The following is a 24055-nucleotide window of genomic DNA, read 5'->3' as shown; positions in this document are numbered from 1 at the left end:
TATTGGCAACTAAATATGTAAAAATACCCTTCACTAGTTTAGCAAAATATTTAGGAACTGGAAAGAAATTTTATTATATTTTCAAAATATTTAATGGAGTGAAAATATTAGTTCATCTTCCCAGCATTTATTGGTGTTGCTGACATAACACCTCTTATTTTGCTTGAATGGCTTTCTTCTAAATTATTCGCCTCCTTCCCTCTTTGCGAATATACGTTCGTATACATCTTAAGTTTAATATCGTCATAAGTTATCTGTCAACTATAACAGAACTTTCGTTCGAATATTTCGAAACTGATCTACTGAATTTTTTATTTCCCTGACGGAAATTTCAGAATTTATGATATAATTTAAAGGATATTGTTTTAGATTGATTTTTCAAATTGTATAAAAGGGGGCGTTCATTATGATGAATAGAAAATTGATGATAGTTAACAAAATCCAAGGGGAAACGCCTAATTAATAATAGGATGGATTCCCGATTTTGAGAGGGGAAAAGAATTGAATCCTGTAGATGTAAAGCTTGTTAGCTTAAATGAAAATAATTGGTATAGATGTTGTGAATTGAAAGTTTCCGAGGAACAAGAAAAATATATCGAACCAAATGCTATTTCCATCGCCCAGTTCAAGTTTGAACCTACTTTACAACCATATGCCATCTATTTTGCGGAGAAAATAGTAGGTTTCTTAATGTTTAACACTGTAAAAGAGGAACTAGATGGTAAGGATATACAGAATAATGGTTGACAGAGAATAATCAAGGAAAAGGCATTGGCCAAGCAGCTACTCTATTAATGATAGATGAAATGAAGAAACTAGCCACTGTAGAAAAAATTGCCGTTGGCTACCATCCTGAAAATAAATCTGCACATCACTTATATTCCCGTTTAGGTTTTCAAGATTTAGGGAACAGATTCGGCAAAGAAATGGCTGTTATCAAAAATATTGTGATTAAATGAAGGCATAGCTGATATATATGTAATCCCACAGAATTAAAGCCGAACAATTACAAGTTTTTTGTGATTGTTCGGCTTATTTAATCACTTAAAAAGCGCAATTTCCAGCTGCAATAGAGCAAGGCTGTCTTCATTAGGTATCTTTCACATGATTGATGAATCTACTGAACTTTTTGTCATATTTTGCGGTTTCCGGGGAAATGATAAGTTGATTCCATCATGTCTTGTCGTCCTCAGCCTTGAAATTTTGTCTTCTTTTTATTGAATTTTTATCAAAATACAAATAAACCACTTTCTTCATATTTAATCAGAAAAAAGTGGTTTAGAAATTTTGATGAGAATTACCATTTATTTATAAATAATGACAGAATCCTCTCTTATCAAAACAGAAAAATAGGCTTTCTTTAAAGCTTGTCCTATTATTTCCCTTGTTGTTTGTTCATTGCTGTCATCATTTGATTGATTTTCTTTTGAGAAGGTTTCATAAAAAATCAATTATAATCTATAAAAATGTTGATATACCAAGGTTTTATTATCTATTCAATTCTACTAATCTATTATGAAAAATATACCACGATTAATATAGCTTGCCCATAGAGACCTTAAAAAACTGACTAACTTTTATTTATTTTTCTTTTTAACAAGAAATAGACGGTATTGTGATTTTGATAACACCTTCAGAATTTTATTCTCGTGTCCTTAAAAAGCATTCCCTATATCTTTTAACATATTCAATATTAACGGACTGATTTGAATCAATACATAACCTAATCCAACATTCATTATCAAACTCCATCCCTTCTCACTCTTTCCAAGCATAAAAAAGAAACATCCACCTACAATAATTACTGAAGCAACTGAAATAGATAGCGCAACTAGGACATCAACTAACGGATCTAAAGCATGTGCTAGTGCTTCCATTGTAGTATGACCAGCAAACTCAGTAGCTGCATTAACTGGAACAGATGCAGGTCTAGCAGCAAAGGCAGATTTAGCTAATAATAAAAGGATTGAGATGGAAGTGCATACTCGCCTAACTACCTTCCTAAATCACTATTTTCACTACTTTTTTTTGGATGCGTAGTATTTATCTTTTTTGTAATTTCTACTCTTATAGTCGTTAAAAGCGATATTCTCCATTATAATCTTTCCCTTTAAGTAACCCCGATTCAAAATTGAATCCGGCTGATTTCTAATAGTTACTTTTATAATTATAAGTTGACATCTTTTTTTATTAAGTGTCCATATTAACATTTAAAACATACTTTATCCATTGTTTTTATGTTATTTTCAAAACAAAAAGCCCTGAATGGGCTAAAGAGTTAAAATCCCTGTTTTAAATAAAGAGAATTAATAATCTTCTATATCCTCTGCATATGAGCTCTCTTCTTTTTCTACTTTCAACCAATTAATAAGACCCTTTTTACCTGGGTAAGACTCATCAAAATATCTAAGACTTTCTAATAGCTCATGACCCTTTTGGGTTAATCTAGCTGGCTTAAGAGAGAAAAAAGTATCGATTCTTAACACTCGTTCTACATACCCTTCCTTTTCCAAAGTAAAAATGAGATTTTCAAACTCTCTTTGTTTATAACCATAATCTTTAGCAGTGGGTAATGATTTTTCATTAATTTCTCTTAAAATGCTGTATATAAACCTCATTATTAATTTCCCCTCCATTATTATATAATAAAAAAAACATATTAGAATCTACCAATTTATGTTATTATTTGATAGAGAGCTCTTGTTATATAATACCATTTTTGGGGGGAATATGAAGAATAATATCAACAAACTATTATTAATAACAATATCCATTGTATTTTTAACCTTTTCAATTTTAACACCAAGTATATCAGCTGAAACCTATACAAAAGAAATTCAGAACTCTGAAAATTTACAAACCAAAATCACTTACGGATATGCTGATGAAGAAAATTCTTCTTTTATAATCACCGAAGAAATAACAACGCTTTCATTAAAGGAAGCTTTAGATTCATGGATTAAAAGTGGTAACGACAAAAATGCTTCATATGAATTACTACCCTTTGATCCTTCTGAATTAGAAAATATACCAAATATAACTGCTAACTTCCTACCAGAGTATACTTTTTTATTAAATTATACTGCAGAAGATGGAAGCATCCAGCAAATAAAGTACTATATAAAATCTGAAATTGGCGAATATGTCGATTTCTCAGAGAAATTTCAAACTTATGCTGTAGATACAATTTTTGACATTGCTGCATTTTCTATATCTCTAAATGAGTATAAGAAAAACAAGACTTTTTGGAATGGATTTTGGGTAGTTACCGATGCAGCGGCTGTTGTTTTTCCAGGAATCCCTGCCGTAAGTGGCGTAAAGCGAATGATAGAAGGAAGTACTACTGTTCTTAAGCCTGCACTTTCAAAAGGTGTTAGAAGATACAGTAGTCTACAAAAAATTTCCCCACCGAAGAATTACAGAGCTAAAGGCTGGGAAAGACATCATATAATTGAAAAAAAGATTTGCTAGTAATCTAAATACAACAAGTGGAAGAATGTTGTCTATTTTTATTTCAAAATATCACTATCACTATCATTATCAAATCACTCAAAAGATGAGAAAGAAAATACCCTACCAATTAGAAAAATCTCGAACTAAAAATCAAATTATGCAAGCTCATATCGATGCTTATGGTGAACTGTGGGCAGAGAGTGGTTTCGCAGACGAATATTGGGAGTTTTTATATAAATTTGCTAAAACTAAGCAATATGATTAATTAATATTTTTAGCTGACTTTAGTAGTGAATAAAATTCTAAAGTCAGCCATTTCAATATAAGATAAAAGTCTATTGACGATTAATAAAAGACACTGAAATTCAATTGTCTTAAAAAGTGTATTAAAATCATGGTATGTCAACACAAAATTAGACAACTTTTTTAAGGTGTTTCTGTTTATATTCAATAGGGCTTAAATAACCTAACGTTCCATGAATTCGAATGTAATTAAACCAATTCACATAGTCGTATAATTCCCTTGATAATTCTTCTAAACTAGTAAAATGCCTTTCCTTAATAAACTCTGTTTTGATAATTTTAAATGTTGCTTCTGCCACTGCATTATCATAAGGACAGCCTTTCATGCTTAATGATCGCTTTATATCGAAAGTCTCTAAAGCTTCATCTATTAGCTTATTTTTAAATTCATTTCCTTGATCCGTGTGGAAATATCGAATCTTTCTTAAATCCTTCTTAATGGAAGAAAAGGCGCGATATACGAGTGCTGCATCTTTGTTTGGACCGGTACTTTGTCCAATGATTTCTCGATTAAAGAGATCAACAAATACACATACGTATTGCCACTTTTTATCGACCCTTACGTATGTCCAATCACTAACGACCACTGTCATTTCTTCTTCTTGATGAAAAGCACGATTTAATTCATTTTGTTGCTGGGATTCATTGCACTTCTTTGAATGTGGTTTGAATTGAGCCACAGTATAAGAGGAAACAAGCCCTTGTTCCCGCATAATGCGACCGATTCGGCGTCTAGAAACGATAAATCCTTGTTTTTTTCATTCCACTTTTATCTTACGTGTGCCGTAGTTCTGCCGGCTTAAGTAAAAGATTTCGATGATTTTTGAGGTTATATCATCCTCTGACGCTCTTTCTTTGGCTTCATAATAATAGGTGTTTCTTGAAAGCTGTAGGACTTTACACATTGCTGATATCGAGTATTTGTGTTGGTTATTCTTAATTACATTTACTTTCGTCCTAGTATCGGCGCTGCCTGCTTTAAAATATCATTCTCCATTTCAAGTTGCTTGTTTCTTTTCCGAAGTTCCTGAATTTCCTTTTGTTCGGGTGTTAAATTATCCTTTTCTTGAAAGGAACCGGTAGTTTGATGCTGATTAATCCACTTATCTAAGGAAGATGGGGTTAACTCATATTCCCGAATGATATCCTTTCTTGGTTTTCCGTTCAGATATAGTTGCACCATTTGTTGTTTGAATTCTGCAGTAAATGTTCTACGTGCTCTTTTGGTCATGGTAGATTCTCCCCTTATTGTCTTATTGGTATTCTACTTGACCTTAAAATATCTGTCCAACTAAGTGTAGCCTATCCAGTGATACATATACTCTTTTATTACATCCTCTAATAACACAAAAAACCACCTTCCTATTGGTTTAGTTTCCAACAGAATAGGCGGTTTTTAAATAGTTTCATGACAGATTAACCAAAGTCACTTAAAAACTTCTATGATTGTTTCATCTATCGCTAATAATCAAGTTAAATAATAACAGAATCCTCTCTTATCAAAACAGAAAAATAGGCTTTCTTTAAAGCTTGTCCTATTATTTCCCTTGTTGTTTGTTCATTGCTGTCATCATTTGATTGATTTTCTTTTGAGAAGGTTTCATTCCCATTTGCATCATCATCATTTTTAACATTTGTTCATTAATTGGTGGGTTTTTCTTTAAGTAGTTCATCATGTATTTACGCGCAATAAAAAATCCGATAACGATACCGGCGATTAGTGCTACGACAATACTTAACCAAGCGTACCAAGGCATATCTTTTTTCCTCCTTCATGTTGTCTATACTTTAGTGTACTAGACCAGATAATATTATACAATATCTGTTACAGAATTTCTCCATTTTAGACAAAATTTCTTTCCTTAATTGGTTTTAACCAGCCAAATCGGCCATTTTCCACATCAATTGCTAAGAAAGAAGGTTCGTATTTCCGAATAATTTCAAAGAAAATGGATTCCGCATCATAGTAACCCTTTGCTTCTATAAATAAAGAATTATCTTTTATCGTTAATGTTGCACTGCTTAAATTTCCGTTTTCAATATAAAAAGTACCATCTTTATATTGGAAGCTCTTGTTTCTCTGTAAAGCGGAGTATAGTTGATTTTCGATCATCCATCTAGAAATAGGAAGCGTAATAAAATCCACTTGTTTTTGCAGTATCTCCTTTAATGGTCCATCGTTTGTTTTAGTATGGTCCGAAAATAAATTGTAAAACAAACGTTCTCTACCATTATAGTGAATAGCGATTTTTTCTTTAATTAAATACAATTGATATCTTCTCATACTGAATCTTCACCAACCTGTCCACTTCTTTTCCTTCTATTATAAAGAAGGATATCTCCAAGATGTGTCTCAAGGTGTTAAAAAAACAGACTTATTTTGTCGAACGAAGAAAATAGGATGGAATGGAAAATGCGATTCCCCCCATTGGTTGGTGAAGAATCCTTTTCCAGCCATCCTTGACGAGTTAACTTTCTAGTAATGATTTTAACCGTTTGACCACATTGGACACTGTAAATCCATATTCCTCTAGTACTTTATTTCCTGGCGCAGATGCTCCAAATGTTTCGATTGAAAGAACATCTCCTTCCTCTCCAACATATTTATGCCAGCCGAGAGAACTTCCCATTTCGATTGCTAATCTTTTCTTTACGTTTTTTGGAATAACGGCCTCTTTATATTCTTTAGATTGCTGTTCAAAGCGGTCCCATGCTGGTAAACTGACAACAGAAATATTGATTCCGTCTTTTTCTAATTCTTTTTGTGCTTCAACTGCTAAGCCAACTTCTGAACCTGCTGCTATTAATAATGCATCAGGGGTTTCCGTTTTAGAAGGAGAAATAATATATCCACCTTTCGATACACCTTCGTATGCATTATCTTTTGTCCCTTTAATAGTCGGTAAATTTTGTCTAGTTAAGACTAAAGCAGTTGGCTTATTTGTAGACTCAAGTGCAATTTTCCAAGCAGCAGCTGTTTCGTTTCCATCCGCTGGACGAATGACAGAAAGATTAGGCATTGCTCTTAAAGAAGCTAATTGCTCAACAGGTTCATGAGTTGGTCCATCTTCACCTACCGCAATACTATCATGTGTGAAAACATACGTTACTGGTAGTCCCATCAAAGCAGCGAGACGGATCGCAGGTCTTAAATAATCAGAGAATACAAAGAAAGTACCACCAAATATTTTTAATCCCCCATGAAGGGCAATTCCATTCAAAGCTGCGCCCATCGCAAATTCTCTAACGCCAAACCATATGTTTCTTCCTTCAGGCGTTTCAGGAGTAAAATCCTTTCCTCCCTTAATCATTGTATTATTACTTCCAGCTAAATCGGCAGATCCTCCAAGTAAAAATGGCAGCTCTTTTGAAATGCTATTGATTACTTCTCCGGAAGAGGCACGACTTGCTAGACTGCTGCCTTCCTCATATACAGGTATTTGACGATCCCAACCTTGTGGTAAAGTATCTGCTAGAGCAGTTTTTAATTGTTCAGCTAGTTCCGGAAATTCCTTTTCATAATTTGCAAAAAGTTCTTTCCATTCCTGTTCTTTTTTCTCACCATTCATTAAGACTTTTTCTTTAAAATGATTATAAACTTCCTCAGGTACATAAAAGTCTTCATCAAACGTCCAATTATAGGCTTCCTTCGTTAATTTTAACTCCTCAGCACCAAGTGGAGCTCCATGAACTAATGATTTTCCAGCTTTATTTGGTGCACCAAAACCAATAATCGTTTTCACTTCAATTAATGTAGGTTTTGATTGATCTTTCTTTGCTTCTTCTATTGCTTTTGCAATTTGGTCAGTATCATTACCATCATCGACACGAATATATTGCCATCCATACGCTTTAAATCGCTGTTCTACACTTTCGGAAAACGATTTGTCCAAATCACCATCTAAAGAAATATCGTTGGAATCATATAGCACAACTAATTTCCCTAACTGTAAATGTCCAGCTAGAGAAGCCGCTTCTGCAGATACTCCTTCCATTAAGTCCCCATCACCACAAATACTGTATGTAAAGTGATCGACAATTGGATAATTATTTTTATTATATACACCTGCCAAATGTTTTTCTGCAAGTGCCATACCAACGGCCATCGCAATTCCTTGTCCTAAGGGTCCAGTTGTAGCATCCACTCCTGCGGTATGTCCATACTCTGGATGTCCTGGTGTTTTGCTTCCCCACTGTCTAAACCCCTTTAAATCATCAAGGGATAAATCATAGCCTGATAAATGTAATAAGCTATATAGTAAAGCAGAGCCATGTCCTGCAGATAAAACAAAGCGGTCTCGATTAAACCACTCTGGATTTTTAGGGTTATGATTCATAAAAGATGTCCATAAAGTATAAGCCATCGGCGCTGCACCCATCGGCATTCCTGGATGGCCTGATTTAGCTTTTTCGATTGTGTCAATAGAAAGTGTTCTAATTGAAGCAATAGATAAATGATCTAATTTTGTATTCAATGTTCAACATCCTCTCATTTTCTTGATTTTAGTAGCCAATATGATTCTTTTTCTATATATGTACACTAGAAAGAAGCACCACTATATAATTTCGACATTTATTTTGTATTTTACCCATAAATTCCTTTAGAAAACATAAAAAAACCTTAACATATAAATGTTAAGGCTAGAGTTAAAGGGAAAAATTAGTGTAATTTCTTTTTATTTTGAATATCTTTAATCTTTTGAGGTGTTACATCCGTTCCATTTGGATCAAGAATTTTTACATTTTCAATTGTATTTACCATAGTTGAACGAAAATTTTTTAAATAATCTGCGCGTAATTTTGTTTGTTCTTTTGCTTCTTCAAGCGTTAAGCCTGTTTCCTTTTTCTTTTTTGCAAGTTCATTTATACGATCAAGTTTATTTTTAGGATACATATTATACTCCTTTTATTAAATTTTTCATGATTGTGTGATAAGATAACTTGTCTTACCATCTGTCAATAACGCACTAACTGTGTGTTTTAATTTAAGCTGTAATAAAATAAAAAAGCCCAGTTTACTTGTAACTGGCTTGATGAAATCCATTATAACATAAATAAAAGCAGTTTCCTATTGAAAAGACTGACATGAAGATTTCTGCATTACTTTTCTTTTCTTTGCTCTATATAGTCTTGATATCTCCTATGAATAGTAGCTTTAGAAAAGCTATAGCCTAATCCTTTTAATGTAGAAGTTATTTCTGCAAAAGTTAACCCATTTTGCTTTAATTTCACCACTTCTTCAATAGGAACATCTATCTTCTGCCTTCCTGAATGATCTCCTAAGTTTTTTAAGTTTCTATCTGGGCGATATCCATTTTCTACAGCTCTTTTCATTCCTCTTTTTATTTTTAAATTATGTATCTTTCGCTGATATTCTTCTACAATACTTACAATTTTTAATACCATTTCATCTGCTTCAGAAAGTGTAAGTTCTCCAGAAGAGGAAACACTATAAACTTTAATATTTTCCTTTAATATACAATGTAAAATCGCTATTCTAGCATTTCCCCTGCCTAATCTTGTCTCATCTTGTATAAGAATAGACGAAATATCCTTTTCCTTTATCCGCGATAAAAGGTCCAATAATCCTTCTCTATCTAAATCGTATCCACTTGCTCTTTCGGAGATTATTTCTTTCACTTCAAAGCCCATTTTACTTGCCAATTGTAATAATTCCTCTTCCTGTCGCTCAAGAGAAGTAGTCTGTTCTTCTTTATCTGTACTTACTCGACAATAGATAATCGCATTCTTTTCCTTATTCATTACTATTATTAGTCCTTTTCTATTATTCTGATGCCAACATTAGTTGATGATCCTCTTCACGTACTGGGATGAGTATTTCTTTTCCTGCCGAAATACTATTTGCAGAGATATTGTTTTGTTGTTCTACCCATTTAATAAATTGTTTTTTTGACATATTATAAGAGCCTGCATATTCATTAGATATTTCCCAGAGAGTTTCCCCATTTTTCACAGTAACGGATACATATTTGCTAGAATCTGCTTCACCCGTATTAATTACAATTATAATACACGCTATAAAACCACAAATTAAAAGAATAATAGTATATGAATATTTTTCCCACAATTTAGACATCTATAATTCCACCTTTTTTAGAATGTATGTTCGTTTATGAATCTAGTTTAATACGAACAAACGTTTCCTGTCAACAATAAAATAGAACTTATGTTTGTATCCTATTCTTAAACATGCTATAATTATGACAAGAATAAAATAACGAGGTGCATATAATGCAGAAGCTTTCAAAGAGGCAATTAGACATACTAGAATACATAAAAGAAGAAGTAAAGCTAAAAGGATATCCCCCTTCTGTACGTGAGATTGCAGAAGCTGTTGGTCTTGCATCGAGCTCTACGGTTCATGGCCACTTGGCAAGATTAGAAAGTAAAGGATTAATTCGTCGAGATCCAACGAAACCTAGAGCGATTGAGATTTTGGATCTTGAAGAAAGCAATATACCAAAATATAATATTATTAATGTGCCTGTGGTCGGAAAAGTAACAGCGGGTATGCCTATTACAGCAATTGAAAATGTAGAAGAATATTTTCCACTGCCTGAAAGATTAGCACCTAGTGACGAACAAATATTCATGCTCGAAGTTATGGGAGAAAGTATGATTGAGGCTGGAATCTTAGATGGTGATTATGTAATTGTAAGGCAGCAGCATTCAGCTAATAACGGAGATATAGTAGTGGCAATGACAGAGGAAGATGAAGCTACTGTTAAAAGATTCTTTAAAGAACGCGATTTTATTCGCCTTCAGCCAGAGAATAGCACAATGGAACCGATTATCCTGCGAAATGTAAGCATTCTTGGAAAAGTAATTGGTGTATATCGTCATATTCAATAATATTTAAAAGTAGAATGGAAGACTGGAAATAGAGAAGGTTTATCACTATGTGGTAAGCCTTCTTTAACTATGTAATTCCCTTAAAAGCTACTAAATCCTTCTCATATTAAAATTCTAAAACATGTTATTGTGATTATATTGCGCGATTATCCTTTTAGCTAATAAATAAAAGAAATTTGCATCTATTATCCCTACTTTATGTTCAAATAATTTATTTTTGTTCTATCACTCCCAATCTTTACATACATCCACCCACTCCACTGCATTTCCGTAGATATAAAGTTCTTCATTGGTTAATTCAATAGCTGAATTGCTGCTGCCGCAAGCTGGAAAGACCGTACTAAATCGCTTCAATGATTCATCCAAATAGACAGGTAAATCTTCCGTTAAACCAAAAGGACAAACACCGCCTACAGCATGACCAGTTTTTTCTAAAACTTCTTCTGGTGAGAGCATCCTTGGTTTTTCCGAAAAAGCTTGTTTAAATTTTTTATTATCAATTTTGGCATCACCTGCTGCAACAATTAATATCGCATTATTGTCCTTACGAAATGACAATGTTTTTGCAATTCTTTGTGGTTCTACCCCTAATGTTTCAGCAGCCTCTAAAACAGTTGCACTAGATGTTGTAAATATTCGTATATCTTTCTCTCTATTCCATTTACTTAAATATGCTTGTACATTTTCTAACGACAATGATGGCCACCCCTTAAAATTTTCTTAATATTATAAATATATCACTTAACTGTTCTCAGCTCAAATACTGTCACCCTTATAAAATAAAAAAGAGTCCTCTAACTAACAAAGGACACTTTTTATATTGTGTGGCCACAATATAATATAAATGGATTAGAAAGTAATTAGTTTTTTTAATTCCTTAAACCCAATAATATAGCTTGCTGCAATTAGCGCATTAATAAAGAGGATATAAAATAACCCAATAATATAGACTTTGTATTTTTTCCACTTTTTTTTCACGTCTTACCCCACCTTTATAGCTATTAATATCCTCTTTATTGGTAAATTTATGTATACAAAAATAATACTAATAAAAATTTTTCCTATACTCATACTAATTTTATAAAATTCTACTTTAAATCAAGGATAAAAAGTGGTGACATACATGTTTAGTTTTATCTTACACTATCCCAGCAATATTGAAATCGAACAAGAAAAAGAAAAATTAACCCACCTTTCCATCGATCATTGGTTGCAGCATGACTTTTTATCGCCGAACTGGTGGATTCTATTTCTCGCAACCATTATTCCTTATTTTATTTGGTGGAAACTCGTGGATAAAAATCGTTTTTTTGAAATTTTTTCTTATGGAATGGTGTGTGCCACTTTTTGCATGCTCCTTGATGTTATTGGTACTGAGTTTATGCTATGGAGCTATCCAGACAAAATTATCCCCATTATCACCCCTCTAATTCCTGCTAATTTGGTCATCATTCCGATATCAGCTATGATTGTCTATCAATATTTTAGTAATTGGAAACACTTTATGTTAGCAACTTTAGGTTGGTCGATTCTATTTTCTTATATTATTGAACCATTATTTATACTGCGAAAAATGTTTGAATTAGGAGAACATTGGTCCCATACAAGATCCTTTATTGGTTTTATCATACTTGGATTTATCTTGAAAAGTATTTTTGAAAAAATAAAGAAGACACTTCCTAATTAGCCTTTTCTTTTTCATCACATATAATTTTCATTTTTTCGCAAACTAACAAAAGTAATAACCGAAAAAGGAGTGAACAATGATGAAAGATCCTAATGGAAAAGATACAAACCTGCAAGATCGATTAGGTCTAGATGAAGATGAACAAGAAATGAATGGTTTATATGGTATGGCGGAAACAAAAGAAGAAGACGTGCGTCATAACTCGAATACTCAATTAAAACAATAAGTAAAAATGCCCCTGCAGCATACATATTAGGACTACAGGGGTATTTAAACTTATGTTTTCTTTCTTTCTATCGCTTTTAACATTGCAGTTTCAATTTCTTCATAACTTGTACAGCGACATATATTCGATTCTAGCCATTCTTTTATTTTTTCTTTATTAGGATTTTTTTCATTTAGTAGCAGTGCATGGCCGTTCATAATAAAACCTGATGTACAATACCCGCATTGGAAAGCAAATTCCTCGATAAATGTTTGCTGAAGAGGACTATTCTCTAACCCTTCGATTGTTACTACTTCCTTTCCGACTGCTTCCATTGCAAGCATTAAACACGATTTCATCGCCATTTGATCGACCATAATAGTACAAGCTCCACAATCTCCATTGAAACAGCCAGGCTTAGATCCAGTTAAAAATAGATCTTCCCTTAATACAGCTAGCAAAGTTTTATTTGGAGGAATGACTACTAAATGATTTTGCCTGTTGACGCGCAGCTTCATCGTCTGCAAATTAGGTTCTTTCTCTCCCATCAATCTACCTCCAGTCGTGCTATTACTTTTTCTAAAAGATCTGTAAGAACAAATATACGGTACTCCTCTGATCCTTCCACATCATTTAAAATGGGAGCAGGCAGATGATTTACGATTTGATCGATACGTTCTTGCCGACTAAGCATTCGATTATTCATTATGTTTTCTAATGTAATGGAACGGAACGGATATGGGCATAAGCCACTAAAGGCCATTCGAATTTCACCATCTATTTCTAAAGCAGCAATTGTAATTAACGGATAACCGGTTTCCCATTGCTGTCTCACTTTAATGGCAATATACTCACGAGATATGTACCTTTTTTCAATAAATGCCTGCACAAATAATTCTCCATTTTTAAGCTGTAATTGCTCATGAAAAACATCATGAATATATTCTGTTCTCAATCCATTTTTGCCAGCAAGCACTAGAATGCTGTCTGTCAAAAGGAACGGTAAAACAGCCTCTCGATAAAAAATAGCACCGCAAATATTCCCCCCGACTGTTATCTTATTTCTCGCTGTATGATCGGCAATTTCTTTGCAGATATCTGTTAATAATGGAAAATGATTTTGATCCTCTATTTCAGTTAGAGTGAGACAGGAACCATAAACAAGATAGTCTTCTTTCAGCTGATGAACAAGGCAAGCTGGAATATCTTTAATATCAATGGCTACATCAATACTTAACTGTTGAATTCTTTGTAATGTAAGGATTTCTGTACCACCAGCGTAATAAGCAGGTTGTCGATTTTCCATCTTGGTTTTGGCAAATTGCGCTAATGCTTGATCGATAGTTGAAGTCTTCCAAAATTCAAAACCCATGTGCTCCCTCCTTTGTCTGTCGCCAGATGGATTCTGGAGTCAAAGGCAACCGGGTCAATTCATGATTAACTGCTTTGGAAAGCGCATTTGCTATTGCTGCAGGAATACCAATCAAACCATGTTCTCCTGCCCCTCTTGCTCCAAAGGGCCCTTCTAAATGAGGAGTTTTAATGATTGCTACCTCATAATTGGGATGTTCGCCAAACCTTAGTGGTCGATAGGTTCGTAATTGCAGATTAAGAAGCCTGCCATTCTTATCAAAGTAAAATGCCTCCCTTCCTGCCCATGCAATCCCCATACTCATTGCTCCTTTTATTTGTCCCAGCGCTCCTTTGTAGTTCAATACTTCGCCTATATCCATAACGGTTATCGCTTTAAGAATTTTGTAGCGAAATGTTTTTGTGTCTATCTCTATTACGACACCTTGTGCTGCGACCGCCCATTCAGGACCAGGATTCCCTGCACCAGTTTCAGGGTCTAAATTCGTTAATCCAGTAAGTGAATAGCTTCCATTTGCAATAATTTGCCCACCTATAGAATTGCCATCTGGATAGGTGTATCCATATACTATATCTTTAAACGGCACTAATTTTTGGGGATTATCTCGTAGATATACTGTTTCATTAGCAACCTCTATGTCATCTTCTGAAGCCCTTAATACAATTGCGCCCATTTTTTTCAGTTGGCGAATAGCATCATCTGCTGCAGCCATTACTGCTCTGCCGGCCATTAACGTACCTCTGCTTGCTACTGTCTTCCAATGTTCTGGTTCTGTTTGTGTATCTACGGTCATTCTTACATGAATTCTCTCCACCTTCATTTTCATCTTCTCTGCTAAAATTTGTGCCAAGACCGTTTTTGTTCCCGTACCTATTTCCACTAATCCGGACATAAGATTGATGCTCCCATCGGAATTAAAGGTAAGAATAACACCTGAACTGACGCTAGGACCAATAGTTGAATTTTTCCAGGTGCATGCGATTCCTTTTGCACGTACTTTATTAGGGGAAATTTCTTCTAATTGTCCTTTTTCCCAATCCATTAATTCATGTAATCGATCAATGCATTTTTCAATATTTCCAACTTTACTGCTTGTTAATAACACTTGTGTTGGTGTGGTATCACCAGGGCGGATTGCATTTATTCTGCGAAACCGAAGAGGATCCATCCTCACTTTTTTTGCCAGCATATCCATTGCTCTTTCAAAAGCAAAATGTACCTCTCCATGACTGAAGCCTCTATAAGGAGCAGGATAAGGATGATTGGTATATACACATAAAGCATCACACCAAACATTCTCTATGTTATAAGGTCCTGTACAATCAACTGCCCCAGCTGTACTAAGGTGTGGTGATTTATCAGCATACGCTCCCCCATCAAATACATATTTCAGTTTTGCAGCGGTTAGTTTTCCGTCCTCTGTACAAGCGAGTTGTATGGTTGCTTCTAGACCGATATGTACTGGTGAAACTGCAAAATCTTCTTCTCTTGTATTAAATAGACGTACTTTTCGCCCGCCGACTGCTCTTGATGCAATAAAAGCAAATATTTCAAGCTGTACAGATGCTTTGCCACCATAGCCACCACCAACAAAGGGAGTTTCTACAACGACCTTTCCTGTTTCCACCTTGAAATCCCTGCTAATAATCTTTTTCACCATATAAGGGGCTTGAGAGCTGGTTACAATTCGGACAATCCCGCTTTCCATAATTTCACAGAGAGCGGCCCTTGTCTCCATTGCGGCATGATCTGATAAAGGAATGGAAAAATGAGATTCTATTTTGACTTCCCCTTCCTGCAGACCAGCCTGAATATCCCCTTTTCTGATTTTAGTATGATTGATAATATTCGTTCCTTCTACCGGGTATATTCCTTCGTCTTTTGTATAATCAAGCAAATTTTCATGAAGAAGAGGTGCGTTTTCTTCCAGGCCTTCAAGCGGTGAATTTACAACTGGAAGAGGGTCGTATTCAATATGAATAAGCTGTGCCGCTTTTTTGGCAATAGAAATATTTTCCGCTACAACTAGCGCAATGACTTCCCCGTAATAACGAACTTTATTGACTGCAAGGGCAGGTCGATCAATTACTTCCTCCCCAATTAAAGGAAGATTATCTCCGAGAATAATTGCTCGTACGCCATCTAGCCTTTGTGCTTTCTCTATTTCAATGGAGCGAATATTTGCATGAGCATACGAGCTTTTCACCATTTCCACATGTAAAGCATCACTCGCTAGGTAATCAGCGGTATACCTTGCTTTCCCTGTTACTTTTTCGAGGGATTCTTTTCGAAAAACACTTTTTCCAATATACGTCACAGTGCCCCTCCTCTTCTTTTCCCCGATATTATTCTAGAATAGATTTTATGAGATCATTCAAACATAAAAAAACACGGTCAATTATATACAAATCTCTATATGTATATGATTTTATTTTCAAAATATAGATGGTGTAAGCAAAAAACAGGAAATTTTTATGAAGGGTTGAGGAAAATCCGTTAACCATCCCTCTTGTCTACTGAAGAAAATAAACAAATAGAGAACAGTCTATAAATTTAGTAATGGTTAATGAGGAGATGGCTACTATATAATAGTTAAGTGGTTCAAACAATATAATTGAGTACTTTTTTATTCTGTAAGAAAATTTCACCATAAATGTAAGAATAAACAAAGTAACCGGAATACACATAAAAAAATTGCCCAACAAGACGTAATAGCCTGCAAGCATAAACCAATCGTGGCTGACACGATCCTTCTGTATTCCGGCTGCGAATCATATCGCCATAATCTTTGCAAAATCTATTTAAGCAGATAAATGAAATTAAATTTGTCCTTTTCGGAAAACTATTCAGATTCAAAGAATCCCTTGTTTACAGAGAGTAAGCTTTCCTACTATCTTCTTAATCCCACCCCATCTTTTTACATAAATTGATAATGTGAGCAAGATGGTGACGACCATGCCAGGCGTACGTTCCCACTAATAATTCAATCGACTGCTTTCCATTTTCAGGATGAAAAAATTCTTTTTTCCTGTCTTCTGTAGAAAGAATGGCTCGGAGTAAATATGTCCATCTTTCATGAAGGGAAGAAAGTAATTGGAGCGAGGTAGAAATAGGTAGTGCAGAATCGGAGAGCTCTGCCCATTGTGCTTCTTCATACGGTTTAATCGTTGGCTCTTTTTCTGTTAAAGTTAACTTTGTTCTGATATATGCATTCATATGGCTATCTGCTACATGGTGTACCACTTGACGAATTGTCCAGCCGCCATCTCGATATGGAGTATCTAACTGCTCCTCCTTTAAAGACTCAACTGCTTTTGCAAGTTTATCAGGATACTCCTCCAATTCTGCAAGCCATTGTTGTAAGACTTCTTCGGTAATTTCATCTTGCCATTCAAATAAGCCAATTGGATATTTTTCATCCATATTTTATTCCTCCTCATCGACGTTTTAATTTTGGAATAGCTTATTTCTCCAAAAATAGTAAGATAGAATCTATCTTTGGCTCATATCCAATTTCCATGTAAATCTTATTGGACGTAGGATTTGTTATATCCGTATAGAGACTCGTAGAGGAAAACCCAGAGGATAATAATCGTTGTGTAAGCTCTGCAACACAATTTGATGCATACCCTCTTTTTCGGAATTCCTTTGGTGTATAAACAAAATTTATCGTTATATTATTTTTCGTCGGTCTGCTTGCATTAGCCATGCTGACCACCTGATTATCTACTTCCCAGAAAGCAAGCCGGTTGCTTTCAATTAGTTCTTCTGCCCGTTTAGCAGCTTGGTCGATTTCCAGCGGCTGATTGACCGAAACTGCGAAATCGTAAACCCATTGCTGGATGATGGCCTGATCACTTTTATCCGCCCATCTAAAAATACCAGTTTGATCTGCCTTTTTCTTTAATTCCTTCAATTGATAAATACGTTGATCCATCCCAAGGACAACTTTTAAGCTGCGCAAAGAGGCAATATGCATCGCTATTTCTTCTACAATTGCTTTATCTCCAATTAACCCTGGAATTTCGGTGATGCTTTCATGAATCAACTTGCTGATAAGTGGTAAATCATTAGGCGAAATCCTTTCAAACACAGCGACTATGATTTGTTTTGGATGTGTCTGCAATAACATAAGAATAGGTTGTTCATTATCATATAAGCCGGCCATTACAGTTGGCTTCATATCCTGATTAGCATTCATTAAAATTCCAAGAGGCAACCCATTTACTGCTTCATCTTTTTCTAAATGAGGAATCATCACTTTCTTGAAATCTACTAAATCATAAAACTTCTGTACTAGATACATAGCTGTTCTACTCCTATCATGAATATTTTAAGGGATAAAAAATTACGACTGACTTACTTCAATGAACGTTTTTATGGCTGGCGGGGTGTATGTAGTGAATTGATCAAGTAATTGTTTTGGATTAGCATCCACTATCGCTATGGAACGGTATTGCTCTTGCAAAAATTCCGCATCCGCCATATGATTAATTAATCCCACAAGTGGATCGTAATAATGATTAATATTCAAAATCCCTAAAGGTTTTTTATGTAATCCAAGCTGAGCCCAAGTAAATATCTCAAAAAATTCTTCTATTGTTCCTGCCCCGCCAGGAAGAGTAATAAAGCCATCTGCAAGCTCTGTCATTTTCGCTTTTCGTTCATGCATGGACTTAACAATAATCAACTCACTTAAAGCTGGATGTGCTATCTCTTTTTCTTGCAAAAAGTCTGGAAGCACACCAATTACTTTTCCTCCTGCTTCCACCACACTGTCTGCAATGGCTCCCATTAAACCTACGCATGATCCACCATATACAAGTTCTAATTTTCTTCTTGCTAATTCCTTCCCTAACGCAATTGCTTCTTCCATATATATTGGAGAAGCACCTGTACTTGAACCACAGAACACAGCAATTCTTTTCATCTTGATCCCTCCATTTTGAGAATCGTGCAATTTTCTATTCACTACCTTAGTTCAACTAATTGATAAGAATGTTGAAAATGGAAAATTTTTCTCCTTCCTATTATTCTAACTGGATTATCGGCTTAAAAGAAGTCTTATTTTTACTAATTTCCTAATATATTTTTATGATTTTACTTAGATTCATAGCACAGAATAAACAGAAACCTAGTTTTTCAAAAAAAAAAATGAAAAAATAAGTTTATTTGCTTTCAAAATTGGGTAAGTGGAAAAGAAACCATATATAAGTATACCTAATATCAAGGAGGTTTATAATGGCAGAAGGGAAGGTTTTGTATAAAGGCAGAGTGTTCAAAGTTTTATTTTGCTATGATACAGGTTATTGGGAAATTAGGGATATTTATAATGTTTTTAAAGTTGAACTTGTACATAATTCACAGCTTACAAAGTTAGAAGATATCTGCACCCAATAGTTTAATTTTTTTGATGAAATTAGTACAGTTTTATATTTAGATATAATAGTAAGCGTTATCTAGTTATCTCCCCCATAGATAAATCCCTTTTTAGGGTTATTGATCATTTTACATATTTAACGTTTTTTAATGAACTTGTCCACACCATAGTCGGTTACTTTCATATCATATAGTAAATCTATAGATGGAGGTGACTGATATGTCTGAATATGGAGGCGGATCTGGAAGAAACTTTGCTTTAATCGTCGTATTATTTATTTTATTAATTATCATCGGTGCATCTTATGTAGGCGGTTATTAATAAAGATTGCGAAAAGGCTCAAGAATTGGTATATGTGTGCATGGATATGGCCTTTTTCTTCAATTAAGCAATATATGACTAACACAGCCTTCCATAACCACATAATGTTAGCCTCTTCTTGAGGCTTTTTTGCTTTTATGGAGAATATCTATTCTATTATTTATCAGTGCAAGTTCTTTAATGAAAATGCCTTTTGTTTTTCCTATGTGATTCTTGTCCATTCACTCTTATACATGCTTACATAATATATATTGTAACTAGTAGAAGGAGGTGGCATAAATGTCAGAATATTACGGCGGTGGCAGCGGTTACGGAAGTAACTTCGCTTTAATAGTTGTCTTGTTCATCTTGTTAATTATCGTTGGAGCTTCCTTTTTAGGAAGTTATTAATCCGTAAAAAGAAAGCACGCTTTGTGCTTTCTTTTTCTATGTCCTTCTTTTTGAAATACAAACCCTCTATATACAAAAAGAGCACCTATTTTCAACAGGTGCCCTTTTCTCCTTACCATTAGAAGAATCTTCTTCTTGGTCTGCAATTATTTGAGTTATTGATATCAGATCCACAATCAAAATCTTGTACTACTGTTTCGTTTACTTGTCTTTCTGTTACAGGGAAAAAGTTTTCATTACGGACTACCGTTCTATTTACATTGATGATTTCTGTTGGATGAATATTACGGATTCTGCGTTTATTTGTTGTTGTACGTACAACCGTTTTAGTTGGATGGATGATATCTTCTACTGGGGAAACACGATTAGAACATTTATTGCAATGTTTGTTATGAGCTGAACCACCAACATTATTATTATGACGACCCATTCTCTATCACTCCTTTCAATTATTGAATTTCACTTACAATATATACTATGGAAGGAAACAATGCTTGTTCGAGCTTTTATACTATTCTTTGTCAAAATATGCAGAACTACTAAGAATAAAGTCTATTACTAGAAAGCGGATAATATGTATAGTAAATATGAATATTTTTAATAAAGCCAAACACATAGAAATCGGAGCATTTTATAATATTAGCAAACAAAGCTACTGATTCACTAATTAGAGCAAAAGCTTATAGTTTCACAATCTAATATAATAGATACCCATTTTTATAGACAGAACGATACAAAGCTGAAATATCTTTACTGGCTCCTACATCCATGCCCAAAATTCATTTTTATCTAGTTCATAAAATAAAAAGCAATCTCCTCAAGAGAAAGCTTCTAAGCATACAATGGATATGTCCTTTTAACAAAGGAGGCTGCTAAGATGGAATCCAACTTGAAAATGCGTGGCTGCTTCTTTTTTAGACAATAGGCCTTTATGTATGTGTCTGTGACTCCATACACCAGAATCGTACGCTGGGAGACAGCATTATCCTTTTTCACATAGATAATCTCAATAGGTCTTTTTTCTTTCCGCGCTTTTTCTAATTGCTTTACCATCGTTAACTCCTCCTTCTTTCTTATTATACAAGAACATTTGTTCTTAATCAAGTTATTTACGAACGAATGTTCTTATTAAAAAACTTTTTACTCTTCCAGCGAACATTGTATTATCTTTACTGTTAGAAACTCATTTTAATGAAGACAACCAACTTTCCACATAACAAAGAATAAGATAAAGCAAAATCATGTTGTATGTTTTTTATATTTTTCAAAATGAAGGCGCTTAATATTTATTAATAAACTCCCAAAGAATTTACCCTTCTTTCTTAAGAAGTTAATTTACATCGAACGCTTATTCCATAAAATATAGCTTATTTTCCAATATAATGTAAGACTGTCGGAATACTAAATGAGAACAAAATAATTAAGCAAAAAAGTGTGCTGATTAACAAATAGCTATTTGCAAACTTCCCAGACAAAGTAACCCCTTTCAGTTTTGAAAATAGGACAACTATTAAAAAGATTAAGATAGGTAAAAATGAAAATATTACTGCTGCTAATAATGCAGCAGCTAATTGAAAAAACACTAATCCACTCATATATGTAAAAAGCACCTCCTCTTTTTCCATGATTACACTCGTACTATATGATAGATAATACGATTTATTACTTGTTTTCATGAGAACAAGGTTTTCTAACAAAGAAAAGAATAGCCGTTTCTCTTTCCTATGATACCGTTTACAAAACTAATTATATAATTTCTAATTTCCTCTTATTTACTTATTATCTATCTAATTTATTATACCATTGTACTAAACAAATTTTTGATACTTACTCCCTTTTATAATGGAATAATAAACGCCTATTTCTAATATTTAGAGGTTTGTCTAGAGCCGGAAATAATTATTATGATTTTATTGTCATGAGACTACCTCTAGTTAAAATAGCTTTAATTAGGAGGTGTTTCCATTGATTAAATTATTTAGAAAACGATGGATGCTCTTTGATCAAGTAGTGAAACCTTATAAACCTTATGTTACGGTTGATTATGGTGTCATATCTGTATCTCCAAATGACATTATCGGACTTTCTACACCCGTTAACCAAGTAAAGAACAGCGATAAAATTAAAGATCTTCGAAATTCACTGGAACAAAAGGGCTGGCATGATGAATGTCCTGCCGATTTACATTTATATAGGCTTCCGAATGGGAAATATACAGTTGCTTCAGACGGGAATCACCGTACCTATTTAGCCAATCAACTGGAAATACCAAAAATAAAAGCACTGGTTTCACTCCTTATTCCAGAAGGCTATATCCCAGAAAATATCAAAGCAAAAATCGAGGAATATGAACAGAAGGAAAAGGCATACCGTATAGAAGCGGAAAAGCTTAGTAAATCATTGCAAAGTCTTGGAGAAAAACAGAAAAAAGCAAAAGAAGAATTCGCTTATAAAAACTTCTGCAAACTAATAGATGATATGTATAGTAAACGACAATATACGCTCCTTGCATTTGCCCGTTTTTTAAATTTAGTACCAAATGAAGCAGCGGACTAATCCGCTGCTCTTGTGATTACTTCCCTTTGTACTCTTCTTGGTAGACAAAGAGACTATACACAGACCATATTAATAGTCTCCTTAAACTATTATGCTTTTACAGCATCATGATGATGATGGTGATGTTTTTCTTTGTGGTGTTTACCAATAGTGATACTATATTCTGCATTAAAAGGAATATTTAAAATAGTAACAGTTAAATCAACACCGAAAATTGTAAATGGCATAAATTTCACCCCTTTATTAAAAAAATACCTCCAAGCAATCAATTATTTTAATTGCTTGTCCTTTCCCTATATAATATGAAAAGGTGAGACAAATGATTGTGCTATTAATAATTTTTCTATAAAGTAAACCATAAAAAAGACAACTTTATAAAGAAATCAGCAGAACCGCCTTTACTTAAATGTAGTTTCTTGATTTCCCTTATAATTAGTTTATATTGCTCTAATTCGGATGAATATACGAAAATTACCAATTAAAGGAGATTGCAAGGATGGAATCGTTAAGAAAATGAAGTAAGGATAACTTATTTACTGCATACTATTCTGCTGTAAAACTTAAATTATCAAATGAATTTGTAATAATATTAAAAAATGAAATCACAAAAAGAGACCTCTCTATACATTAAAAAAGATGAATGGTACTTACTTTAATAAGAAGTATCATTTTTTATTATCAGCTGTTAATCATGTCATCCCCTCTCATTAACCTCTTACCATTTTCCAATACCATTGGACTTCTTTCATAAATATAGTGGTTGTTAATCGCATTTTTGTAGTTTTATTTCTTTCTCATAACAGTCTTGTTATAATAAAAAAAGATTCATATGAAGGGACTGAATTATGCACAGATATCAATATATAACCCCAAACTAAACTTTATAAAATGGAGGGAAAAATATTGATTACAGAATTACACACTACAAGACTATTATTAAGAAAAATGAGAGTCTCAGATTCAACTAGTTTATTTCCGATTTGGTCGGATCCTGAAGTGACAAAATTTATGAATATCGACAGTTTCACAGAGGAAAGTCAAGCTAAAGAAATGATTTTTTTCTTAGATGAGCTATCAAAGGAAGATAAAGCCATTCGCTACGCCATCATTGAGCTGGAATCAAACCAAATTATCGGCTCTTGCGGCTTTAATTTTATTGATTTTGAGAATGAGAAAGCGGAAATAGGATACGAATTAAGCAAACTCTATTGGGGACAAGGATATGCCAAAGAAGCAATTTCATGTTTAATTCAATCTGCTTTTACTGATTTACACCTAAATAGAATAGAAGCTAAAATTGAACCTGATAATATTAATTCAATCAAACTTATAGAAAAATTATCCTTCACTTACGAAGGAACTTTAAGAAAAGCGGAAAAGGCTAAGAATCGTTTTATTGATCTTAGGTTGTATTCACTTTTAGCTACAGATTAATCAAATTCCTTCAAAAGCAGAGTGATATATCATGCTCAGCTTTTGAAGGATCATTTATGTTTCTTCTGCTTTCAAACTTCT

The 24055-nt window shown here is 33.9% G+C and carries 30 protein-coding genes and 3 pseudogenes; 12 read left to right on the top strand and 21 right to left on the bottom strand.

The window, feature by feature from the left end; translation table 11 throughout:
• Window positions 1-501 precede the first annotated feature (501 nt).
• A pseudogene (locus MHH96_RS16940) lies at window positions 502-959 on the top strand (GNAT family N-acetyltransferase).
• Between the two features lie 696 nt (window positions 960-1655).
• On the opposite strand, the gene MHH96_RS16935 reads toward MHH96_RS16940, so the two are convergent.
• Window positions 1656-1877 (bottom strand): hypothetical protein, encoded by a 222-nt coding sequence (locus MHH96_RS16935; RefSeq protein ID WP_053215739.1) that lies wholly within the window; start codon window positions 1875-1877, stop codon window positions 1656-1658.
• 429 nt (window positions 1878-2306) lie between these two features.
• A complete protein-coding gene (locus tag MHH96_RS16930) occupies window positions 2307-2618 on the bottom strand; it encodes a hypothetical protein (RefSeq protein ID WP_047943476.1) in 312 nt (103 codons plus the stop codon).
• Between the two features lie 112 nt (window positions 2619-2730).
• On the opposite strand from MHH96_RS16930, the gene MHH96_RS16925 reads away from it, so the two are divergent.
• Window positions 2731-3471, top strand: coding sequence for a hypothetical protein (locus MHH96_RS16925; protein WP_341117722.1), 741 nt, complete (start codon window positions 2731-2733; stop codon window positions 3469-3471).
• Window positions 3452-3718 (top strand): hypothetical protein, encoded by a 267-nt coding sequence (locus MHH96_RS16920; RefSeq protein ID WP_341117720.1) that lies wholly within the window; start codon window positions 3452-3454, stop codon window positions 3716-3718. Before MHH96_RS16925 ends, MHH96_RS16920 begins: the two co-directional genes overlap by 20 nt.
• A 148-nt stretch (window positions 3719-3866) precedes the next feature.
• Here MHH96_RS16920 and MHH96_RS16915 read toward each other — a convergent pair.
• The 7 genes and pseudogenes from MHH96_RS16915 to yneA form a co-directional block, all read right to left on the bottom strand.
• A pseudogene (locus MHH96_RS16915) lies at window positions 3867-4987 on the bottom strand (IS3 family transposase).
• Between the two features lie 307 nt (window positions 4988-5294).
• Window positions 5295-5513 (bottom strand): YneF family protein, encoded by a 219-nt coding sequence (locus MHH96_RS16910; RefSeq protein ID WP_016205025.1) that lies wholly within the window; start codon window positions 5511-5513, stop codon window positions 5295-5297.
• A gap of 86 nt (window positions 5514-5599) precedes the next feature.
• The gene (gene sirA / locus MHH96_RS16905; protein WP_047944816.1) at window positions 5600-6040 is read right to left on the bottom strand and encodes a sporulation inhibitor of replication protein SirA; all 441 of its coding nucleotides are present in this window, start codon (window positions 6038-6040) and stop codon (window positions 5600-5602) included.
• Window positions 6041-6224: 184 nt separating this feature from the next.
• Window positions 6225-8231: a transketolase gene (gene tkt, locus MHH96_RS16900; RefSeq protein WP_047944817.1), complete on the bottom strand. Its 2007-nt coding sequence runs from the start codon at window positions 8229-8231 to the stop codon at window positions 6225-6227.
• A gap of 185 nt (window positions 8232-8416) precedes the next feature.
• A complete protein-coding gene (locus MHH96_RS16895) occupies window positions 8417-8650 on the bottom strand; it encodes a DUF896 domain-containing protein (protein WP_047944818.1) in 234 nt (77 codons plus the stop codon).
• A gap of 206 nt (window positions 8651-8856) precedes the next feature.
• Window positions 8857-9519 (bottom strand): YneB family resolvase-like protein, encoded by a 663-nt coding sequence (locus MHH96_RS16890; RefSeq protein WP_047944819.1) that lies wholly within the window; start codon window positions 9517-9519, stop codon window positions 8857-8859.
• 22 nt (window positions 9520-9541) lie between these two features.
• Window positions 9542-9853, bottom strand: a complete 312-nt coding sequence (gene yneA, locus MHH96_RS16885; protein ID WP_047944820.1) for a cell division suppressor protein YneA — start codon at window positions 9851-9853, stop codon at window positions 9542-9544.
• A gap of 155 nt (window positions 9854-10008) precedes the next feature.
• On the opposite strand from yneA, the gene lexA reads away from it, so the two are divergent.
• Window positions 10009-10629, top strand: coding sequence for a transcriptional repressor LexA (gene lexA, locus MHH96_RS16880; protein WP_047944821.1), 621 nt, complete (start codon window positions 10009-10011; stop codon window positions 10627-10629).
• A gap of 225 nt (window positions 10630-10854) precedes the next feature.
• Here the strand turns inward: lexA and MHH96_RS16875 are convergent, their stop codons facing one another.
• Together MHH96_RS16875 and MHH96_RS16870 are read right to left on the bottom strand one after the other, a co-directional pair.
• On the bottom strand, window positions 10855-11325 hold the full coding sequence (locus MHH96_RS16875; RefSeq protein ID WP_047944822.1) for a YbaK/EbsC family protein: 471 nt from the start codon (window positions 11323-11325) through the stop codon (window positions 10855-10857).
• Window positions 11326-11478: 153 nt separating this feature from the next.
• Window positions 11479-11607, bottom strand: a complete 129-nt coding sequence (locus MHH96_RS16870) for a hypothetical protein (protein WP_268874835.1) — start codon at window positions 11605-11607, stop codon at window positions 11479-11481.
• Between the two features lie 145 nt (window positions 11608-11752).
• Between MHH96_RS16870 and MHH96_RS16865 the strand changes: the two genes are divergently transcribed.
• Both MHH96_RS16865 and MHH96_RS16860 read left to right on the top strand, forming a co-directional pair.
• Complete coding sequence (locus MHH96_RS16865) at window positions 11753-12316, top strand: CBO0543 family protein (protein ID WP_047944823.1); 564 nt, start codon at window positions 11753-11755, stop codon at window positions 12314-12316.
• A 76-nt stretch (window positions 12317-12392) separates the two neighbouring features.
• On the top strand, window positions 12393-12542 hold the full coding sequence (locus MHH96_RS16860) for a DUF4021 domain-containing protein (protein WP_082138457.1): 150 nt from the start codon (window positions 12393-12395) through the stop codon (window positions 12540-12542).
• A gap of 50 nt (window positions 12543-12592) precedes the next feature.
• Here MHH96_RS16860 and MHH96_RS16855 read toward each other — a convergent pair whose 3' ends face one another.
• The 6 genes from MHH96_RS16855 to MHH96_RS16830 form a co-directional block, all read right to left on the bottom strand.
• Entirely contained in the window at window positions 12593-13069 is a 477-nt protein-coding gene (locus MHH96_RS16855; RefSeq protein WP_047944824.1) for a (2Fe-2S)-binding protein, read from the bottom strand.
• On the bottom strand, window positions 13069-13893 hold the full coding sequence (locus MHH96_RS16850; RefSeq protein WP_061798972.1) for an FAD binding domain-containing protein: 825 nt from the start codon (window positions 13891-13893) through the stop codon (window positions 13069-13071). Before MHH96_RS16850 ends, MHH96_RS16855 begins: the two co-directional genes overlap by 1 nt.
• Window positions 13883-16210, bottom strand: a complete 2328-nt coding sequence (locus tag MHH96_RS16845) for a xanthine dehydrogenase family protein molybdopterin-binding subunit (RefSeq protein WP_144546034.1) — start codon at window positions 16208-16210, stop codon at window positions 13883-13885. Before MHH96_RS16845 ends, MHH96_RS16850 begins: the two co-directional genes overlap by 11 nt.
• A gap of 581 nt (window positions 16211-16791) precedes the next feature.
• Complete coding sequence (locus MHH96_RS16840) at window positions 16792-17316, bottom strand: YfiT family bacillithiol transferase (protein WP_047944827.1); 525 nt, start codon at window positions 17314-17316, stop codon at window positions 16792-16794.
• Window positions 17317-17356: 40 nt separating this feature from the next.
• Window positions 17357-18199, bottom strand: coding sequence for a GNAT family N-acetyltransferase (locus MHH96_RS16835; RefSeq protein WP_328283632.1), 843 nt, complete (start codon window positions 18197-18199; stop codon window positions 17357-17359).
• Between the two features lie 42 nt (window positions 18200-18241).
• Complete coding sequence (locus tag MHH96_RS16830; RefSeq protein ID WP_341117712.1) at window positions 18242-18823, bottom strand: LOG family protein; 582 nt, start codon at window positions 18821-18823, stop codon at window positions 18242-18244.
• Window positions 18824-19134: 311 nt separating this feature from the next.
• On the opposite strand from MHH96_RS16830, the gene MHH96_RS16825 reads away from it, so the two are divergent.
• The 3 genes from MHH96_RS16825 (at window position 19135) to MHH96_RS16815 (ending at window position 19984) form a co-directional block, all read left to right on the top strand.
• Entirely contained in the window at window positions 19135-19293 is a 159-nt protein-coding gene (locus MHH96_RS16825) for a hypothetical protein (protein ID WP_162531752.1), read from the top strand.
• A 199-nt stretch (window positions 19294-19492) separates the two neighbouring features.
• Window positions 19493-19594 (top strand): YjcZ family sporulation protein, encoded by a 102-nt coding sequence (locus tag MHH96_RS16820; RefSeq protein WP_141231624.1) that lies wholly within the window; start codon window positions 19493-19495, stop codon window positions 19592-19594.
• A gap of 279 nt (window positions 19595-19873) precedes the next feature.
• Complete coding sequence (locus MHH96_RS16815) at window positions 19874-19984, top strand: YjcZ family sporulation protein (protein ID WP_061798981.1); 111 nt, start codon at window positions 19874-19876, stop codon at window positions 19982-19984.
• Between the two features lie 118 nt (window positions 19985-20102).
• On the opposite strand, the gene MHH96_RS16810 is transcribed toward MHH96_RS16815, so the two are convergent.
• From MHH96_RS16810 to MHH96_RS16800, 3 genes are all read right to left on the bottom strand, one after another.
• Complete coding sequence (locus MHH96_RS16810) at window positions 20103-20414, bottom strand: CotD family spore coat protein (protein WP_047944831.1); 312 nt, start codon at window positions 20412-20414, stop codon at window positions 20103-20105.
• Between the two features lie 401 nt (window positions 20415-20815).
• Window positions 20816-21037, bottom strand: a complete 222-nt coding sequence (locus MHH96_RS16805) for a WYL domain-containing protein (protein WP_341117710.1) — start codon at window positions 21035-21037, stop codon at window positions 20816-20818.
• Window positions 21038-21351: 314 nt separating this feature from the next.
• Window positions 21352-21579: a hypothetical protein gene (locus tag MHH96_RS16800; protein WP_047944833.1), complete on the bottom strand. Its 228-nt coding sequence runs from the start codon at window positions 21577-21579 to the stop codon at window positions 21352-21354.
• Between the two features lie 370 nt (window positions 21580-21949).
• Between MHH96_RS16800 and MHH96_RS16795 the strand changes: the two genes are divergently transcribed.
• Window positions 21950-22540, top strand: a complete 591-nt coding sequence (locus tag MHH96_RS16795) for a hypothetical protein (protein WP_047944834.1) — start codon at window positions 21950-21952, stop codon at window positions 22538-22540.
• Window positions 22541-22629: 89 nt separating this feature from the next.
• Here the strand turns inward: MHH96_RS16795 and MHH96_RS16790 are convergent, their stop codons facing one another.
• Window positions 22630-22767, bottom strand: coding sequence for a hypothetical protein (locus MHH96_RS16790; RefSeq protein ID WP_156485423.1), 138 nt, complete (start codon window positions 22765-22767; stop codon window positions 22630-22632).
• Window positions 22768-23069: 302 nt separating this feature from the next.
• On the opposite strand from MHH96_RS16790, the pseudogene sda reads away from it, so the two are divergent.
• Window positions 23070-23171, top strand: a pseudogene (gene sda, locus MHH96_RS25675) (sporulation histidine kinase inhibitor Sda); the annotation flags it as partial.
• A gap of 272 nt (window positions 23172-23443) precedes the next feature.
• Window positions 23444-23974, top strand: a complete 531-nt coding sequence (locus tag MHH96_RS16785) for a GNAT family N-acetyltransferase (protein ID WP_341117709.1) — start codon at window positions 23444-23446, stop codon at window positions 23972-23974.
• The last annotated feature ends 81 nt before the right edge of the window (window positions 23975-24055 follow it).

It is taken from the genome of Niallia sp. FSL K6-0212, assembly GCF_038007605.1.
Lineage (GTDB): Bacteria > Bacillota > Bacilli > Bacillales > Cytobacillaceae > Niallia > Niallia circulans.
The sequence above is the reverse complement of the archived record's forward strand: the minus strand, read 5'-3'. Positions and strand labels throughout refer to the sequence as shown.

What these genes read in the sequence shown, in the direction of transcription:
- MHH96_RS16935 (WP_053215739.1), bottom strand. Translation starts at nt 1,877, where the DNA reads ATGGAAGCACTAGCACATGCTTTAGATCCGTTAGTTGATGTCCTAGTT.
- MHH96_RS16930 (WP_047943476.1), bottom strand. Translation starts at nt 2,618, where the DNA reads ATGAGGTTTATATACAGCATTTTAAGAGAAATTAATGAAAAATCATTA.
- MHH96_RS16925 (WP_341117722.1), top strand. Translation starts at nt 2,731, where the DNA reads ATGAAGAATAATATCAACAAACTATTATTAATAACAATATCCATTGTA.
- MHH96_RS16910 (WP_016205025.1), bottom strand. Translation starts at nt 5,513, where the DNA reads ATGCCTTGGTACGCTTGGTTAAGTATTGTCGTAGCACTAATCGCCGGT.
- sirA (WP_047944816.1), bottom strand. Translation starts at nt 6,040, where the DNA reads ATGAGAAGATATCAATTGTATTTAATTAAAGAAAAAATCGCTATTCAC.
- MHH96_RS16895 (WP_047944818.1), bottom strand. Translation starts at nt 8,650, where the DNA reads ATGTATCCTAAAAATAAACTTGATCGTATAAATGAACTTGCAAAAAAG.
- MHH96_RS16890 (WP_047944819.1), bottom strand. Translation starts at nt 9,519, where the DNA reads ATGAATAAGGAAAAGAATGCGATTATCTATTGTCGAGTAAGTACAGAT.
- yneA (WP_047944820.1), bottom strand. Translation starts at nt 9,853, where the DNA reads ATGTCTAAATTGTGGGAAAAATATTCATATACTATTATTCTTTTAATT.
- lexA (WP_047944821.1), top strand. Translation starts at nt 10,009, where the DNA reads ATGCAGAAGCTTTCAAAGAGGCAATTAGACATACTAGAATACATAAAA.
- MHH96_RS16865 (WP_047944823.1), top strand. Translation starts at nt 11,753, where the DNA reads ATGTTTAGTTTTATCTTACACTATCCCAGCAATATTGAAATCGAACAA.
- MHH96_RS16860 (WP_082138457.1), top strand. Translation starts at nt 12,393, where the DNA reads ATGATGAAAGATCCTAATGGAAAAGATACAAACCTGCAAGATCGATTA.
- MHH96_RS16855 (WP_047944824.1), bottom strand. Translation starts at nt 13,069, where the DNA reads ATGGGAGAGAAAGAACCTAATTTGCAGACGATGAAGCTGCGCGTCAAC.
- MHH96_RS16850 (WP_061798972.1), bottom strand. Translation starts at nt 13,893, where the DNA reads ATGGGTTTTGAATTTTGGAAGACTTCAACTATCGATCAAGCATTAGCG.
- MHH96_RS16840 (WP_047944827.1), bottom strand. Translation starts at nt 17,316, where the DNA reads ATGGATGAAAAATATCCAATTGGCTTATTTGAATGGCAAGATGAAATT.
- MHH96_RS16835 (WP_328283632.1), bottom strand. Translation starts at nt 18,199, where the DNA reads ATGTATCTAGTACAGAAGTTTTATGATTTAGTAGATTTCAAGAAAGTG.
- MHH96_RS16830 (WP_341117712.1), bottom strand. Translation starts at nt 18,823, where the DNA reads ATGAAAAGAATTGCTGTGTTCTGTGGTTCAAGTACAGGTGCTTCTCCA.
- MHH96_RS16825 (WP_162531752.1), top strand. Translation starts at nt 19,135, where the DNA reads ATGGCAGAAGGGAAGGTTTTGTATAAAGGCAGAGTGTTCAAAGTTTTA.
- MHH96_RS16820 (WP_141231624.1), top strand. Translation starts at nt 19,493, where the DNA reads ATGTCTGAATATGGAGGCGGATCTGGAAGAAACTTTGCTTTAATCGTC.
- MHH96_RS16815 (WP_061798981.1), top strand. Translation starts at nt 19,874, where the DNA reads ATGTCAGAATATTACGGCGGTGGCAGCGGTTACGGAAGTAACTTCGCT.
- MHH96_RS16810 (WP_047944831.1), bottom strand. Translation starts at nt 20,414, where the DNA reads ATGGGTCGTCATAATAATAATGTTGGTGGTTCAGCTCATAACAAACAT.
- MHH96_RS16805 (WP_341117710.1), bottom strand. Translation starts at nt 21,037, where the DNA reads ATGGTAAAGCAATTAGAAAAAGCGCGGAAAGAAAAAAGACCTATTGAG.
- MHH96_RS16800 (WP_047944833.1), bottom strand. Translation starts at nt 21,579, where the DNA reads ATGAGTGGATTAGTGTTTTTTCAATTAGCTGCTGCATTATTAGCAGCA.
- MHH96_RS16790 (WP_156485423.1), bottom strand. Translation starts at nt 22,767, where the DNA reads ATGCCATTTACAATTTTCGGTGTTGATTTAACTGTTACTATTTTAAAT.